This window comes from Nocardia exalbida NBRC 100660 (assembly GCF_000308575.1).
In the GTDB taxonomy this organism is placed as follows: domain Bacteria; phylum Actinomycetota; class Actinomycetes; order Mycobacteriales; family Mycobacteriaceae; genus Nocardia; species Nocardia exalbida.
On record NZ_BAFZ01000068.1, the window covers coordinates 74,823 to 90,447 of the forward strand.

General features: G+C 69.9%; 13 protein-coding genes. 2 read left to right on the plus strand and 11 right to left on the minus strand.

Annotated features, from left to right (window positions below):
* Nucleotides 1-24 precede the first annotated feature (24 nt).
* Entirely contained in the window at nt 25-543 is a 519-nt protein-coding gene (locus tag ON29_RS16420; RefSeq protein WP_051175282.1) for a WKL family lipoprotein, read from the plus strand.
* 37 nt (nt 544-580) lie between these two features.
* Here ON29_RS16420 and ON29_RS16425 read toward each other — a convergent pair whose 3' ends face one another.
* Entirely contained in the window at nt 581-1,414 is an 834-nt protein-coding gene (locus ON29_RS16425; RefSeq protein ID WP_040867339.1) for a tRNA (adenine-N1)-methyltransferase, read from the minus strand.
* 75 nt (nt 1,415-1,489) lie between these two features.
* Here ON29_RS16425 and ON29_RS16430 point away from each other — a divergent pair, with 75 nt between their 5' ends.
* Entirely contained in the window at nt 1,490-2,401 is a 912-nt protein-coding gene (locus tag ON29_RS16430; RefSeq protein ID WP_051175283.1) for a RecB family exonuclease, read from the plus strand.
* 42 nt (nt 2,402-2,443) lie between these two features.
* Here the strand turns inward: ON29_RS16430 and ON29_RS16435 are convergent, their stop codons facing one another.
* From ON29_RS16435 to metH, 10 genes are all read right to left on the minus strand, one after another.
* Complete coding sequence (locus ON29_RS16435; RefSeq protein ID WP_245548983.1) at nt 2,444-3,637, minus strand: YeiH family protein; 1,194 nt, start codon at nt 3,635-3,637, stop codon at nt 2,444-2,446.
* Nucleotides 3,637-3,771, minus strand: coding sequence for a hypothetical protein (locus ON29_RS37500; protein ID WP_281032543.1), 135 nt, complete (start codon nt 3,769-3,771; stop codon nt 3,637-3,639). Before ON29_RS37500 ends, ON29_RS16435 begins: the two co-directional genes overlap by 1 nt.
* Before the next feature lie 113 nt (nt 3,772-3,884).
* Complete coding sequence (gene hisG / locus ON29_RS16440) at nt 3,885-4,736, minus strand: ATP phosphoribosyltransferase (RefSeq protein WP_040867212.1); 852 nt, start codon at nt 4,734-4,736, stop codon at nt 3,885-3,887.
* 44 nt (nt 4,737-4,780) lie between these two features.
* Complete coding sequence (locus ON29_RS16445) at nt 4,781-5,062, minus strand: phosphoribosyl-ATP diphosphatase (RefSeq protein ID WP_174315390.1); 282 nt, start codon at nt 5,060-5,062, stop codon at nt 4,781-4,783.
* A 101-nt stretch (nt 5,063-5,163) separates the two neighbouring features.
* Nucleotides 5,164-6,978, minus strand: coding sequence for a choline/carnitine O-acyltransferase (locus tag ON29_RS16450; RefSeq protein ID WP_040867214.1), 1,815 nt, complete (start codon nt 6,976-6,978; stop codon nt 5,164-5,166).
* Nucleotides 6,975-7,811, minus strand: a complete 837-nt coding sequence (locus ON29_RS16455; protein WP_174371830.1) for a class I SAM-dependent methyltransferase — start codon at nt 7,809-7,811, stop codon at nt 6,975-6,977. Before ON29_RS16455 ends, ON29_RS16450 begins: the two co-directional genes overlap by 4 nt.
* A 44-nt stretch (nt 7,812-7,855) precedes the next feature.
* Complete coding sequence (locus ON29_RS16460; protein ID WP_040867218.1) at nt 7,856-8,719, minus strand: HalD/BesD family halogenase; 864 nt, start codon at nt 8,717-8,719, stop codon at nt 7,856-7,858.
* A 159-nt stretch (nt 8,720-8,878) separates the two neighbouring features.
* Nucleotides 8,879-9,550 (minus strand): HAD family hydrolase, encoded by a 672-nt coding sequence (locus ON29_RS16465; RefSeq protein ID WP_040867220.1) that lies wholly within the window; start codon nt 9,548-9,550, stop codon nt 8,879-8,881.
* A gap of 301 nt (nt 9,551-9,851) precedes the next feature.
* Complete coding sequence (locus ON29_RS16470; RefSeq protein ID WP_040867221.1) at nt 9,852-11,663, minus strand: serine/threonine-protein kinase; 1,812 nt, start codon at nt 11,661-11,663, stop codon at nt 9,852-9,854.
* Between the two features lie 350 nt (nt 11,664-12,013).
* Nucleotides 12,014-15,610, minus strand: coding sequence for a methionine synthase (metH, locus tag ON29_RS16475; protein ID WP_085994894.1), 3,597 nt, complete (start codon nt 15,608-15,610; stop codon nt 12,014-12,016).
* Between the last annotated feature and the right edge of the window lie 15 nt (nt 15,611-15,625).

The following is a 15,625-nucleotide window of genomic DNA, read 5'->3' on the forward strand; positions in this document are numbered from 1 at the left end:
CGCCCGAGCCGAAAGGTTGCCACCATGCTCCTTCCCGCGAGAACCCTGCGTGTTTCCCTTGCCACCGCCGCCGCGGCGCTGGCCATCTCCGGCGCGTTGGCGGCATGCGGCTCCGACGACGACTCTTCCACCAGCACGGCGACCTCCGCCACCATCAGCGCCGCCGCGTCGGGTACCCACGATCACGGCGACCATGCGGCCGGCGCGCCGACCGCCGAGACCTTGCAGGCGACGCTGGTCAGGCTCGCCGATCCGAATGTACCCACCGCGGAGAAGTCCAAGCTGATCGTCAACGGTGACAAGCGCACCGCGAACATCGACCAGATGAACGCCGGCCTGCAGGGCTACACGCTGACCTTCGCCGTCGCCGACCTCACCACCCAGGGCAACACCGCGAACGCGCAGGTGACCATCAGCTCCCCGCACGGCGCCGCCCCGGCCGTCCCGTTGACCTGGGAAAACGTCGACGGCACCTGGAAGCTGTCGGACGCGAGCGGCTGTCTGCTGCTCGGCTTCGCGCAGGCGCCCTGCGTCCCGGTCTGAGTCCGGCGCGCCGATCACTCCCGTCGCCCTGCCGCGCTCAGCCCTTCGACGGCCTGCGCTGCGGCTTGGGCGTGACGGTGCCCTCGGCGAGCCTGCGGGCGCTGACCAGGAAGGCGGTGTGACCCTGCATGCGATGTTCGGGCCGCACGGCGAGGCCGACCACGTGCCACGGGCGCACCAGCGACTCCCAGGAGCGCGGCTCGGTCCAGCACTCCTGCTCGCGCAGCGCTTCGACCACCTTGGACAACTGTGTCACGGTCGCCACGTAGACGATCAGCACGCCGCCGGGCACCAGCGCCTTCGACACCGCCGGTAGCGCGTCCCACGGCGCGAGCATGTCCAGCACGGCGCGGTCGACCGGCTCTCCGGTGTAGTCGGCCACGTCGCCGACGGTCAGCGACCAGTTCGCCGGGCGCTCGCCGAAGAACGTCTCCACGTTGCGCACCGCGTGCTCAGCGTGATCGGCGCGGATCTCGTAGGACACCACCTGCCCCTGCGGCCCGACCGCCCGCAGCAGGGAGCAGGTCAGCGCACCGGACCCCGCGCCTGCCTCCAGCACGCGGGCCCCGGGGAAGACGTCGCCCTCGTGCACGATCTGCGCGGCATCCTTGGGGTAGATCACCGCGGCCCCGCGCGGCATGGACAGCACGTAGTCGATCAGCAGCGGACGCAGCGCGAGGTAGGGCGTGCCGTTGGTGGAGTGCACCACGCTGCCCTCGTCGGCGCCGATCAGGCTGTCGTGCTTGATCCCGCCGCGATGGGTGTGGAACTCCTTGCCCGGCTCCAAGACCACCGTGTACAGGCGCCCCTTGGCATCGGTCAGCTGCACCCGGTCACCGATGGTGAATGGCCCGGTCCGTCTGGCCGTCATGAATCTCCGTTCCACTGGTTGGAATCCGTGCTGTCCGGCACCGGCGTGTCGGTACCGCCGGATAGCCTGCCAGGTATGTGCTCGCCCGTGTCCACGCCCCCTGCCGACGACGCGCGGACCTTCGAGCCCGACGCGACGGCGAGCCGCGCCCGGCCCGCGCTGTCGCCTTCCCGGGCAATGGATTTCAAGCAGTGTCCGCTCAAATACCGGTTCCGGGCGATCGATCGGATACCCGAGCAGCCGTCGGTGCACGCGGTGCGCGGTACGGTGGTCCACGCGGTGCTGGAGGATCTCTATGGGTTGCCCGCGGGCGAGCGGGTGCCCGAGCGCGCCGAGGCCCTGGTCCCCGCGGCGTGGGCGCGGGTGCGCGCCGAGCAGCCGGAGGTCGCGGAGCTGATCGCCGGCGAGCGGCTCGACGTCTTCCTCGGCGAGGTGCGCGCGCTGGTGCGCCGCTACTACCGGCTGGAGGATCCGACGCGTTTCGACCCGGAATCTCGCGAGGCGCGGGTGGAGGTCGAACTCGCGGACGGCGCGCTGCTGCGCGGCTTCGTCGACCGGATCGACATCGCGCCGAGCGGCGCACTGCGCGTCGTCGATTACAAGACCGGTCGCGTACCGGGGCCGACGCACGAGACCAAGGCGCTGTTCCAGCTGAAGTTCTACGCGCTGGTGGTCCTGCGCACCCGCGGCCTGGTGCCCGCCCAGCTACGGCTGATCTACCTGGCCGACGAGCAGATCCTCACCTATGCCCCCGATGAGGAGGAGTTGCTGCGCTTCGAGCGCACGCTCTCCGCACTGTGGGCGGCCATCTTGGAGGCGGGCCGCACCGGAGACTTCCCGCCGAACACCGGCCGGATGTGCTCGTATTGCGACTACAAGCCGCTGTGCCCGGCGTTCGGCGGCACGCCACCCCCCTACCCCGGCTGGCCGAGCGGCGGCGCGACCGAGTCCCCGGACGAGACCCTGGCCGACGCCGTCTCGGACTGATCCCGCGGCCCGGCGGGCGGCTCGGATCGGCCGCGAGTCGCCTCAGGCGGTGAAGTTGTGGAACAACAGGACCGAAAGCCCCAGCCCCACCGCGAGATTCACGACCGCCGCCGATCCGAACACCACGACCGGCCGCCAGCCCGCTTCGCGCAGCCCGCGCAGCGAGAACTCCAAGCCGATGGAGACGAACGCGAAGATCAGGAACCAGGTGCGCAGATCGTTGACGATCGCGATGTGCGCAGCGCCCGACTTCTTGTCCGTCGATTGCAGGTACAGCGTGCCGATGATCGAGGCGGCGATGAAGCCGAGGACGAACTTCGGGAACCGCTCCCAGAACTGCCGCGCCGACGGCCGCGCCGCTCCCGGCCTGCGCTCGACGCGCAACGTGAAGTAGGCGGTCAGCGCGATCGCGACGACGCCGATCAGGGCGTTCTGCGTGGTCTTGACGATGGTGGCGATCTGCAGGGCCTTCTCCCCCGCGATCGCGCCGGAGGCCGCGACCGCCGCCGTGGTGTCGATATTGCCGCCGATCCAGGCGCCCGCGACCGCGTCGGACAACCCGAACACTCCCGCCAGCCAGGGCAGCAGGAAGATCGAGGGCAGCGCGAAGACGATCACCAGCGAGGCCGCGTAGGCGATCTGCTCACGCCGAGCCTGCACCGCCCCCGCCGCGGCGATCGCCGCGCTGACGCCGCAGATCGACACCGCCGAGGACAGCAGCGCACGCAGTTTGTCGTCCAGCCCCAGGCGTCCGCCCAGCCACCAGGTGAAGCCGAACACCGCCGTGATCAGTAGCAGCGCTTGGAGAATCGACGGGCCCGCCGCGGTGACCAGGATCTTCAGATTGATCGACGCGCCGAGCAGCACCACGCCGGTCTTGATGAAGAACTCGGTGCGGAAACCCGCCGAAAGACGGTCGCGCAGAGCCAGTTTGGTCAGCACCACGTTGCCGATCAAGCCGAGTGCGATGGCGTACACCGGGAATTCGATCGACTTGGCGACCCGCTGGAACGGCGTGTCCACCGACCACCGCGGGACGTGCGTCTCGAAGTACCGGGTGAGGGCGCCGAGCACGATCACGACGACGATGCCGGCCGCGATGGCGGCGGCCGTCGGACGGGGGACCGCCTGCAGCGCTTCGGTTTCCGAGGATGGCACCTCGGCACGTCCCGCCGCGGGCCTGTTCTCGGTCAGGGCGTTCGGTTCGTTCGCCGCTCCGGCGCCGGTCTCGGCCATCACGGCACCAGCCAGTCCGGAATCACGCCGAGCAGGACCAGCGCGATCAGCACCAGCCCGGCGATGGCCGCCAGCCAATCCTCGTTCCAGGTGAAGGTGCTGCCCGACTGCTCCTCGGGTGGTGACTGTGCCACGGGGACTCCTTGCGTTTCCTCATCGAGAGGCCGCACGGTAGCAACTCGCGGTCACAGCGCACACCGATTGCGCTCAGCCTGAGCGGATCAGGCGTATCGGACGAATCCGGCGTTCAGAATGCGCGGCAGGAGCGAATGTCGGTGGCCAGGATGGCTTTGGCGCCCAGATCGGCCAGCTGGTCCATCAGCTCGTTGCTCTGTTTGCGCGGAACGAGCGCACGCACGGCCATCCAACCGGTATCGGCCAGCGGCGCGACGGTGGGCGACTCCAGCCCGGGGGTGATGACGAACGCCTCGTCGAGCAGTTCCTTCGGGCAGTCGTAATCCAGCATGACGTACTGCTGGGCGAAGACCACGCCCTGGATCCGGGCGACGAGCTGGTTGCGCGCCCGGTCGCCCTGGTCGGCGTCCTTGCGTTCGACCAGCACACCCTCCGAATCGCACAGCGATTCACCGAAGGCCACCAGATTGTGCTGGCGCAGCGTGCGCCCGGAGCCGACGACATCGGCGATCGCGTCGGCGACGCCGAGCTGGATGGAGATCTCCACCGCGCCGTCGAGGCGGATCACCTCGGCCTCGATGCCCCGGCGGCGCAGATCGCTCAGCACCAGGTTCGGGTAGGAGGTGGCGATCCGCTTGTCGTAGAGGTCCTCGACCTTCCACTCCCGCCCGGCGGGGGCGGCGTAGCGGAAGGTGGAGCGGCCGAACCCGAGGGCGAGTCGTTCCTGCACCGGCGCGCCGGAATCCAGCGCGAGATCACGTCCGGTGATCCCGAGATCGAGTTCGCCGGAGCCGACGTAGATGGCGATGTCCTTGGGCCGCAGGAAGAAGAACTCGACCTGGTTGGCCGGGTCGAGAACGGTCAGATCACGCGAATCGGTGCGCTTGCGGTAGCCCGCTTCCGCGAGGATCGAGACGGCGGATTCGGACAGGGCGCCTTTGTTGGGAACTGCGACGCGCAGCATGGGAGGAGTCCTTTCGGGAGGAGAAACGGGGTGTCGGACGGCCGTCACAGATGTCGGTACACGTCCTCGAGCTTCAGCCCGCGGCCCACCATCAGCACCTGCACCCAGTACAGCAGCTGGGAGATCTCCTCGGCGAGCGACTCGTCGCTCTCGTGTTCGGCGGCCAGCCACACCTCACCGGCCTCCTCGAGCACCTTCTTACCCTGGGTATGCACGCCGGCGTCCAGCGCGGCAACGGTTCCGGACCCCTCGGGGCGGTTGACCGCACGATCCTGCAGCTCGGCGAACAGGGATTCGAAGTTCTTCACGATGAGCCATTGTTTCAGACCCGGATGCGGGCCCGTTGCTCCGGCCCACGATGGCCGGGAACGGCGACCGCCCGGCTCCTCCGCCCCGGGCGGGTGCGGAGGAACCGGGCGGAGAGCGCCTAGTTCGCGGCGAGCAACGCCTGCAGATCGGCGACCGCCGTGCGGAGGTGATCGGCGAAGGCGTACATCTGGTCGGCGACCGGCTTCGGGGTGGCCAGATAGAGATTCCAGCGGTCCGGCAGCAGGACGTAGGCGATGCCGATGCACCGGGAGCTGGTGGAGCCGAAACCGAAGTAGCGGATGTTGACCGACGGCGCCGAGCTGGTGCTCAGGTAGTCGTCGCGCATGATCGTCCAGCCCGGGCTGTCGTAGAGCGGGATCGGGTCGGTGACGCCCAGCTCCGCGCCGCGACGGCGCTGGATCCACTGCAGCTCCCACAGGTGCTGCTCGGGGGCGGCCCCGGTCTGGCACTGCTTGGCCCGTTCCACGTGCGCCGCCGCCGCCGTCCGCGCCGCGGCGAGCCGGGCCTCGGCGCCAGCGTCCGGGTCCTGCATCGCGTCCACGAAGGCGATCATCTCCGGGGTGACCACCCGCATGGCCTCGGTGCGGCCGTTGCGGTACTGCCTGGTCGCGATGGACTCGTAGGTGGCGCCGGTGAGCCCCTTGCTGCGCCGATGGGCCAGCTGGTAGCTCAGTTGCGCGAACGCGTCCGGCGAGATGCCCAACGCCTTGGCCGCGGTGGTGCCGAAGTCCGGGAACGACAGCGTCTGGGTGGCGTTCTCCGCGGCGTACCGGGCGAAGGCGGCGCCCGCCGCCGCGATATCGCCGCGCTGCGCCTCGTCCAGCACGAACTCGATCGGCTCCACCGCGGGCAGTCCCTGCGCCTGCGCGCCGGAGCGCGTGGCGTGTTCCTCCACCGGGGTCTCCAGCAGGGCGTCCACGAACGAAAGGATCGTGGTGCCGTCGAGTCCGCAGTGTTCGACGTTGATGCCCGCTTGGCCGTCATCGAAGACGATGAAGGACACCGATTTGTCGAACCACCGGTTCGCACTGTCGCCGTGCAGCAGCTCGTCGCAGGCGTGCAGTTCGTCGCGCGGGGCGAAGTCCTCGAGGCAGACGGCGAACAGCGCGGTCTCGATGGTGTCCAGCGCCGCGGCGTTCGCCGGTTCGGCCAGCAGCCGCTGCCTGCTCTGCGCCCACTCCGCGCGGGCCTTGGTGGTGAGCTGCCCGACGGCGGTGTCGGTGCGGGCCGGGCGGGCACCGGCCTTCAGCACCGCGCGCAGCCCGTCGGCGAGATCCTCCGGCGAGTACGGCGCTCCGTCCGGTCCGATCACGTCCATCCGGAACGGGCTGCCGTGGAAGAACACCACGATGTGCCGGGCCTGCGAGGGGCCCGGCCATTCCTCGCTGTAGGGCACCCGCACGGTGTCCTGCTCCACACCGGGGATCCGCGTCTCGGAGAAGAGGTACTTGTTCTGCCACATGGACAGCTGCTGTCCGCGCTGGGTCACCGGCGGGACGGTCTCCTCGTCCAGCGCCAGCTTGTAGTCCACGGCGGCGGCGATGATGCCCGCCGCGCGGTCCACCTGGGTGGCGGCGGTGGAGCCGGCCAGGGCGGTGTCATCCCGGAACAGGAAGAAGAAGTTCGCGTTGAGGGCGATCCGGTCCCGCCTGCCCAGGTACCGCGACGGCCAGAACAGGTCGAGCCAGCTGCCGACCCCCGGCGTCGCGTCGTACTCCGCGAGCGCCGCGTGCAGCGTGCGCCCCGGCCCGTCGGGTCGCAGCAGGTCGTCGACCGCCGTCCGGGTAGCGGCGAGTTCGTCGGCGGTCAGCAGCGGCTCACACCACTGCAGGAACCGCCCACAGCTGTCCTCCAGCGTCGGCAGGGGCACCCGGGGCAGGTGGTCGTCGGCGGCGAAGGTGCGTTCGGTCAATGCGAGTCCTCGGTGTCGGCGTGATGTTTCGGCAGCGGCCTGGACACGTACAGGTTGGCATACAACCATCCCTGGTCTTCCCGGCCGGTGGTGTCGATTCCGTTGGCGGACAGGGTGTTCAGTACCTGCGCCTGCTCGGCCGGTGAGGCGAACCTGCGTTGCTCGTACAACCCCGGCGCCTGCTCGGTCCGGTAGCCGAGCGCGGCGAGTTCCGCCTCGATCGGTGCGAAGTCGAACATGCGCAATACGAAGTGTGCCATCCACGGCCGCCTGCGCGGGTGCGCGGTGGCCACGCGAGTCAAGGTCTTCTCGGTGACGTAGCCGATACAGCCGGTGGAGACGACCAGATCGGCGGTCGCCAGCAGGGCGCGCTGTTCGTCGGTCGGTTCGCCGGACTCCAGGTCGGCGTGCACCACGTCGTGCAGGAGCCCGGCCTCCCGCGCGTAGTCGAGGGCGGGGCGGGAGGCGTCCATGCCGAGGAAACGCACGTCGTCCGCCACGGCCCGCGCCGCGACGCGGGCCAGGTCGCGCCGGATCAGACCGGCCCGATCGATGTCGGCCACGGCGTAGTGCTCGGCCAGTTCGCCGATGGTGGTGTCGAAACGCAACAGCGCGGCGTTCACGCCGTAGGAGCAGCCGATGTCGAGCACGGTCGGTACGGCCACCCGCGCGGAAGCGCGGAACTCCCGAATCTGTTGCTGGAAGAACGGTTTCGCCAGTTCCGGAATGCGGTAGTCCAGATCGGACATACGCGCGTAGTACGCGCGCGGATCGGGGCGGTCGTAGATGTCGTCGAAAGACGCTTTCCCGGTCGTGTGTAACGGCACTGGCACTGTCGGTCCTCTCGGGTCGAGCTCGGTCAGTCGAGCCGTTCGGCTCAGTCGAGCAGTCGATCGCCCCGCACGGCAGCGGCCGCGGCGGCTAGGTGGTCGGGAAGCACGCGGCCGAACAACTGCCGGGTACGTTCCACCGTGCCGACCATTCCGGGACGATCGGTGTAGGCGAAAATGGCCGAATGGCGCTGGCGCGCACCGCCCACGGGTGAGACGCGGTGCAACGAGAAGCGACCCTGGAACAGCTGCAGGTCGCCCGGGCGCAATTCGAGCCGCTGGACGAAACGCTCGCCGTTGCCGGTCAGCACGGCGCGGACGTCGTCGAGGTTTTCCGCCTCGGGTGTGCGGATGCCGGGGCAGTATTCGAAGACGCCACCGTCCTCGGCGGGCTGGGTCAGCATCGAGACGGTGAATTCGTTCGTGTCGAAATGCCAGGGATGCGACATACCCGGCGCGACGACGTTGAGGCACAGTCCGGCGAGCGGATCGGCGAACTCGTGCAATTCGGCCAATCCGAAGCAGTCGGCGACGAACCGCTGGAACAGCTCGTCGGTGTAGAGCCGGTGGATCAGCGCGTCGGCGGGAATCCGGTCGCGCGGCACGAAGGCGTTACCCCGCTCCAGCACGATCCGGCCCGGATGATTCTCCGGCAGTTCGGCGTCCAGGGGAATGTTGTAGGCGTTGACCCGCTCGACCTCGTAGTGCGCGTGCGGGGCCATCGACTCCCCCTGCGCCCGCAGGGTCTCGGCCAGCTCCGGGCGGACGAACCCGCGCAGCACGGTGCAGCCGGTGTCGGCCAGTTCCGCACGGGCGCGCCGCACCGCTTCCCGCAGCGCGGGCCCCTCCGGATCCGCCAGGGGATACTGTGCGATATCTACGATCTCGTCGAGTACGCCCAACGCTGCCATGGCGTCATTTTGGTGGACCCGTCGCCGACACGCCCGGGATTCGGCGAGATTGCCGGTGATCACGGTCACACCTACTATCTGCGCGCACTCCCGTTGCGGCACAGTAACTCTCGACCCACGTCGGCCCGCGGCGGCGCGTCGGGCGATCGCCCGATCAGCTCAACGACGTACGCGCAGAGCGTGTTCGAGATCCGTGACGGTCAGCCCGATCAGCGAATCCCGGAACACCCGTCCCGGCGCGTGCGGCACCGGGATCTCGCACGGGACCACCATCAGCGCACAGCCCGCGGCCTGCGCCGCACGGGCACCGGTGGGCGAGTCCTCTACCGCCACACAGTGTTCCGGATCGAGTCCGAGCAGTTCGGCGGCGCGCAGGTAGACATCCGGCTCCGGCTTGCCGTGCGCCACCTCGTCGCCGCAGACCGAGACGTCGAAGAAGTCGCGCCCCAGGGTGTCGAGACCGAATTCCGTGAGCGACCGCTTGGTATTGGTGACGAGCGCACTGGACAACCCCGCCGCGCGAACCATGGCCAGTGCGTCCTTCGCACCCGGCCGCCACGGGATGGGGCCGGTCATCAATTCGGTCACCCGCCGTTCCAGGAACTCCCCCGCCGCGCGCAGCGAGTCGGGTGTGGGCGCGATGCCGAGGCCGGTGAACATGATCCGCAGAGCGTTCGGGCCCGACGCCCCGATCAGCGCGTGCCGGATCGCGTCGGTCATCTCGCGGCCGTGCTCGCGCGCCAGTTCACGCACCGCGACGTCCCAGAGTTTCTCCGAGTCCAGCAGCGTGCCGTCCATGTCCCAGAGCACTCCGGCCAGTCGCGCTGTCACGTTCGGTCCTTCTCCTAGATCTCGTCCATGTCATGGGCGCGGCTCGGCGGGCCGTCCGCGCCCCACCGCGAAGTGGGCCCACGAACCGTACCGCCGGGCGAAGCCCCCTCACCCGTGCAGCCGGATGGACCGGGTACCGCCCAGCGTTCGTCCATCGTGCCGCGCGCGGCGGAGGCAACCGCCCGAAGCGCACCGTCGGGCGCCTCCACGCCGAGCCCGAGCAAGGGCCGAGGCAGCGCCCGATCGGTGCGGTCACACCGAAATCGCCCACAGCAGGCGCCGACCGCGATGAGGAACCGGTCTAGGTGCCCGACGCGGCGATCTGCAGCTTGGCACTGTCCCCGACGACCTCGATCCATCGGTTCTCGGAGGTCGTCGTGCCGTTCTTCAGGGTATAGGTCAGCGCGACCACCGCCCGGTTCGCACCGTTCTGCGTGACCGAGCCCACGCTCACCGAGCGGATGGAGCCCCAGAAGTTCACGTAGGAGTCGTAACCGGTCTTCGCCTGGTATCCAGGGGCGAGCTGTGTCCAGGCGCCGGACACGTTGGCGGGCAGCATGCCGTAATAACCCTGGATGAACGAGGCGATCCGGTCGGGCGTCGGCGGCCCGGACGGGGCGGTCGTCGCGGTGGCGGTCGGGCCGGTGGTGGTCGGGACAGGGCTCGACGTGGTGGGCTGGGGTGTGGTGCCGGGCGGCGGGGTGGTGCTCGGTGCTGGATTCGTCGTCTGCGCGGGCGGGGCGGTTCCCGGTGCGGGCGGGGGCGGGGGCGCTCCCGCGGAGGTGGTCGCGGGCCCGGGCACGGGAGCGGGCGCCGGGGAGGAGGACGCCTGAGCCGGGGGGTGCGCGGGAGCTTGGGCCGGGGCCTGTCGCGGCTCCGGCCCGGCCGCGTCGGCCGATGACGGCGCGTTCTCGGGCGCCCCGGCGGCCGGAGGCACTGCCGACGACGTCGCCGCGTCGCCACCCTCGCTGTCGACGGTGGCCAGCGTCGCGATGATGGCGACCAGGATCAGCACCCCGACCACGGCGGCGACTTCCACCGCGATCAGCCGGCCGCGCTGCCTGCCCCGCAGAACGCCCGGCAACGTCGCCGCCCGCCCGGGCCGCCTAGGCGGTGGCGGCGGCGTGACCGATTGCGGCGGGAACGGACTCGGCCCGGCGAAGGGCACGACAGCGGTGACCTCGTCGTCCACCGGTTGCTCCGGCGATACGGCAGCGGCTCGGCCGGGCAGGACGGTCGTCGCCGTGGCAGGGGCGGGAATCACCTTGGTCACCGCTACGGGCAATTGTGGATCCCGGCCCGCCGCAACGGCTTCGAGGACCGCTTTCGCCTCCCGCATGGTCGGGCGGTCGGCGACGGACGGAGCGAGCAGGTACATCAGCACCGGCCCCAGCGGGCCCGCGGCCTCGGGAGGCGGGATCTCCCCCCGCGCGACCGCGTGCAGCAGGGCGAGCGGGTTGTCACCCTCGCCGAAGGGCGGGGTGCCCTGCACCGCCGCGTACAGCGTCGAACCGAGGGCGAAGACGTCGGAAGCCGGTTCCGGATCCTCGCCGCGCGCCACCTCCGGCGACAGATAGGCCGGCGTCCCGGCGAGGAAGCCGGTGGCCGTGACCGTCACGTCGCCGACCGCGCGGGATATGCCGAAATCGGTGATCTTGACCGTGCCGTCGTCGGCGACCAGCAGGTTCGCCGGCTTCACGTCCCGGTGCATGATCCCCGCGTCGTGCGCGGCGGTCAGGGCGCTCGCCGCTTGCGCGCCGATCTCGGCGACCTCGATCGGCGGCAGCGTGCGATTGCCCGACAGTTTGGTCGCCAGGCTCGGCGCGTCCATGTACTCCATGACCAACCAGGGCTGGCCGTCCTCCTCGGCCACGTCGAACACGGTGATGGCATTCGGATGGTGCAGCCGGGCGGCGATCCGCCCCTCCCGCATGGCACGCCGCTTCGCCTCCAGCGCCGCAGACCCGGACAGCCCGGGACCGAGCAACACCTGTTTGACCGCGACGGCGCGCTGCAACCGGACATCGGTCGCTCGCCAGACCACACCCATGGCGCCGGTGCCGATCGGATCCGTGAGCCGGTACCGTCCCGCGATCAATCGATCCGCCGTCATGGTGGTGTGCCTCTCCTACTCACGCGCCTAGCCGTTTCGCACTCCGCGCGTAAGCCCGCCGAGGACTCCGAAGGCGTACGCGCCGAGGTGCTTCGCACCACTGAGCAGGGAAGCGAACGCATCCGCCGACTGCCCCGGATGCAGTTACAACGCCTTCGACAATGGCACATCCACCCGACAGACATCCACCTCCCGGCGCTGGCCTGGGCGATCGCCCAGGTCAACACCGCGCGCCCGCGCGCCATGACGCGCCGACGCCAACCCGATTCGCGCGAGAATCGACATCCGGCCAGGTAGCAAAGGCCCTTGGCGCGAGAGCATTTCGCTATGGCTCGCGGCGCGTCGCACGCCTACGCGTTGAAGTACTTCGCCTCCGGATGCAGCAGCACGAACGCGTCGGTGGACTGCTCCGGATGCAGCTGCAGCTCCTCCGACAGCACCACGCCGATGCGATCGGCCTCGAGCAGGTCGACCAGCTTGGCGCGGTCCTCCAGGTCGGGGCAGGCGCCGTAGCCGAAGGAGTAACGCGCGCCGCGGTAACCGAGCTTGAAGTACTCCAGGACGTCGGCCGGGTCGGACTCGGCGACCGCGTGGCCGTCGAGCACCAGTTCCTCGCGGATGCGCCGGTGCCAGTACTCGGCGAGCGCCTCGGTGAGCTGGACGCCGATGCCGTGCACCTCCAGGTAGTCGCGGTAGCTGTCGCCCGCGAACAGTTCGTTGGCGAAGTCGGCGATCGGCTGACCCATGGTGACCAGCTGGAACGGCAGAACGTCGACCTGACCTGTCGTGCGGGCGTAGTCCCGGGAACGGATGAAGTCGGCGATGCACAGGAAACGGTCGCGCTGCTGACGCGGGAAGGTGAACCGGTACCGTTGCGGCGCGTCGGGCTCCGGTTCGGTGAGCACGATGACGTCGTCGCCTTCGGACACCGCGGGGAAGTAGCCGTACACCACCGCGGCGTGCTGCAACACACCTTCGGTGCTCAACCGGTCCAGCCAGGCGCGCAGGCGCGGCCTGCCCTCGGTTTCCACCAGTTCCTCGTAGCTCGGTCCGTCGCCGCTGCGCTGCCCGCGCAGGCCCCACTGGCCCAGGAACAGCGCCCGCTCGTCCAGCAGACCCGAGTACTCGTGCAGGGCAAGACCTTTGACCAGCCGCGTGCCCCAGAACGGCGGCACCGGCACCGGCAGGCCGGTCGCGACGTCGGAGCGTTCGGGCACCACGACGGGCACCTCGGCCGCCCGGCGCTCCGCGGCGATCCGCTTGGAGCGCTCGTGGCGCGCTTTGCGCTCGGCGGCCCGCTCCCGCTCGGCGACGGCTTCCGGGCTGTCCGGGTCCGCTTCGCCGCCGCGCTTGCGGGTCATGATGTCGTCCATCAGCCGCAGGCCCTCGAACGCGTCGCGCGCGTAGTGCACGTCGCCCTCGTACACCGCGGTGAGATCGTTCTCCACGTACGACCGGGTGAGGGCCGCGCCGCCGAGCAGCACGGGGAACTGATCGGCCACGCCCTTGGCGTTGAGTTCCTCGAGGTTCTCCTTCATCACCACCGTCGACTTCACCAGCAGGCCGGACATGCCGATGACGTCGGCCTTCTTGTCCACCGCCGCGTCCAGGATGGTGGCGATCGGCTGCTTGATGCCGAGATTGACCACCTCGTAGCCGTTGTTCGACAGGATGATGTCCACCAGGTTCTTGCCGATGTCGTGCACGTCGCCCTTGACGGTGGCCAGCACGATGCGGCCCTTGCCGCTGTCGTCGGTGGCCTCCATATGCGGCTCCAGGTACGCGACGGCGGCCTTCATCACCTCGGCGGACTGCAACACGAACGGCAGCTGCATCTGACCGGAGCCGAACAGCTCACCGACCGTCTTCATCCCGGCGAGCAGGGTCTCGTTGATGATCTGCAGCGGCGGCACCTCGGTCATGGCCGCGTCGAGGTCGGCCTCCATCCCCGCTCGTTCACCGTCGACGATCCGCCGCTCCAGCCGCTCGAACAGCGGCAGCGCGGCCAGTTCCTCCGCCCGCGACGCCTTCGACGAGGAGGTGGAGACGCCTTCGAACAGCGCCATCAGCTTCTGCAGCGGGTCGTAGTCCTCGGCGCGGCGGTCGTACACCAGATCCAGCGCGGTTTCGCGCTGCTCGTCCGGGATCCGGCTGATCGGGAGGATCTTCGAGGCGTGCACGATCGCGGAGTCCAGACCGGCCTCGACGCATTCGTGCATGAAGACCGAGTTGAGCACCTGCCGGGCCGCCGGGTTGAGACCGAAGGAGATGTTGGACAGACCCAGGGTGGTCTGCACCCGGGGATGGCGGCGCTTGAGCTCGCGGATGGCCTCGATGGTCTCCAGCCCGTCGCGGCGCGACTCCTCCTGGCCGGTGCCGAGGGTGAAGGTGAGCGTGTCGATGATGATGTCGCTCTCCGACAGCCCCCAGTTGCCGGTGATGTCGGCGATCAACCGCTCGGCGATCTCCACCTTCTTCGCCGCGGTGCGGGCCTGGCCCTCCTCGTCGATGGTCAGCGCCACCACCGCGGCGCCGTGCTCGGCGACCAGCCGCATGGTCTGCTGGAAACGCGAATCGGGCCCGGCGCCGTCCTCGTAGTTCACCGAGTTGACCGCGCAACGCCCGCCGAGATGTTCCAGTCCGGCCTGCAACACCGGGGCCTCGGTGGAGTCGAGCATGATCGGCAGCGTCGAGGCGGTGGCCAGCCGGGCGGCCAGCTCCCTCATGTCGCGGGTGCCGTCCCGGCCGACGTAGTCGACGCACAGATCGAGCATGTGCGCGCCGTCGCGGGTCTGGTCCTTGGCGATGTCCAGGCACTTCTGCCAGTCCTCGGCCAGCATGGCGTCGCGGAAGGCCTTGGAGCCGTTGGCGTTCGTGCGCTCGCCGATCATCAGGACCGAGGCGTCCTGTTCGAACGGCACCGCGGTGTACATGCTGGACACGCTCGGCTCGTGCACCGGCTTGCGCCGCTCGGCGATCGGCGGCAGGGCCTGCTCGACCTCGCGCACCGCGGCGGTGACCTGACGGATGTGCTCGGGCGTTGTCCCGCAGCAGCCGCCGACCAGGGCCAGCCCGAACTCGGTGACGAATCCGCGCAGCGCGACCGCGAGCTCCTCGGGCGTCAGCGGATACTCCGCCCCGTGGGCGCCGAGCACAGGCAGCCCGGCGTTCGGCATCACCGAGACCGGCACCTGCGCGTGCCGGGACAGGTGGCGCAGGTGCTCGCTCATCTCGTCCGGGCCGGTCGCGCAGTTCAGGCCGATCATGTCGATGCCGAGCGGCTCCAGCGCCGTCAGCGCCGCGCCGATCTCGCTGCCCACCAGCATCGTGCCGGTGGTCTCCACCGTGACGTGGGTGATGATCGGGATCCGGCGGCCCAGCTTCGCCATCGCGCGCCTGCTGCCGGTCACCGCCGCCTTCACCTGGAGCAGGTCCTGGCAGGTCTCGATGAGGATGGCGTCGGCGCCGCCGTCCAGCATGCCGAGGGCTGCCTCGGTGTAGGCGTCGCGCAGCGCCGCGAACGGGGCGTGACCGAGCGTGGGCAGCTTGGTGCCCGGCCCCATCGAACCCAGCACGTACCGTGGCGTACCGTCGGCGGACGGACCCATCTCGTCGGCGACCTCGCGGGCCAGCCTGGTGCCGCGCTCGGACAGGTCGCGGATCCGGTCGGCGATGTCGTAGTCGGCGAGGTTGGGCAGATTGCAGCCGAAGGTGTTGGTCTCGACCGCGTCGGCGCCCGCTTCGAAATAGGCGCGGTGGATGTCGCGCAGGACGTCGGGGCGGGTGTCGTTGAGGATCTCGTTACAGCCCTCCAACCCGCGGAAATCGTCCAGGGTCAGATCAGCCGCTTGCAGCATGGTGCCCATCGCACCGTCGCCGATGACGACACGGCGGCGCAGCGTGTCGAGTAGCGTGGTGTCGAACTCGGCGGGGATGGACGCAGACATGCGTTCCAGCGTAGT

Bases quoted from the DNA above. Each gene is read 5' to 3' on its own strand.
- ON29_RS16435 (WP_245548983.1), bottom strand. From the start codon at position 3,637: ATGGCCGAGACCGGCGCCGGAGCGGCGAACGAACCGAACGCCCTGACC.
- hisG (WP_040867212.1), bottom strand. From the start codon at position 4,736: ATGCTGCGCGTCGCAGTTCCCAACAAAGGCGCCCTGTCCGAATCCGCC.
- ON29_RS16425 (WP_040867339.1), bottom strand. From the start codon at position 1,414: ATGACGGCCAGACGGACCGGGCCATTCACCATCGGTGACCGGGTGCAG.
- metH (WP_085994894.1), bottom strand. From the start codon at position 15,610: ATGTCTGCGTCCATCCCCGCCGAGTTCGACACCACGCTACTCGACACG.
- ON29_RS16470 (WP_040867221.1), bottom strand. From the start codon at position 11,663: ATGACGGCGGATCGATTGATCGCGGGACGGTACCGGCTCACGGATCCG.
- ON29_RS16430 (WP_051175283.1), top strand. From the start codon at position 1,490: ATGTGCTCGCCCGTGTCCACGCCCCCTGCCGACGACGCGCGGACCTTC.
- ON29_RS16460 (WP_040867218.1), bottom strand. From the start codon at position 8,719: ATGGCAGCGTTGGGCGTACTCGACGAGATCGTAGATATCGCACAGTAT.
- ON29_RS16420 (WP_051175282.1), top strand. From the start codon at position 25: ATGCTCCTTCCCGCGAGAACCCTGCGTGTTTCCCTTGCCACCGCCGCC.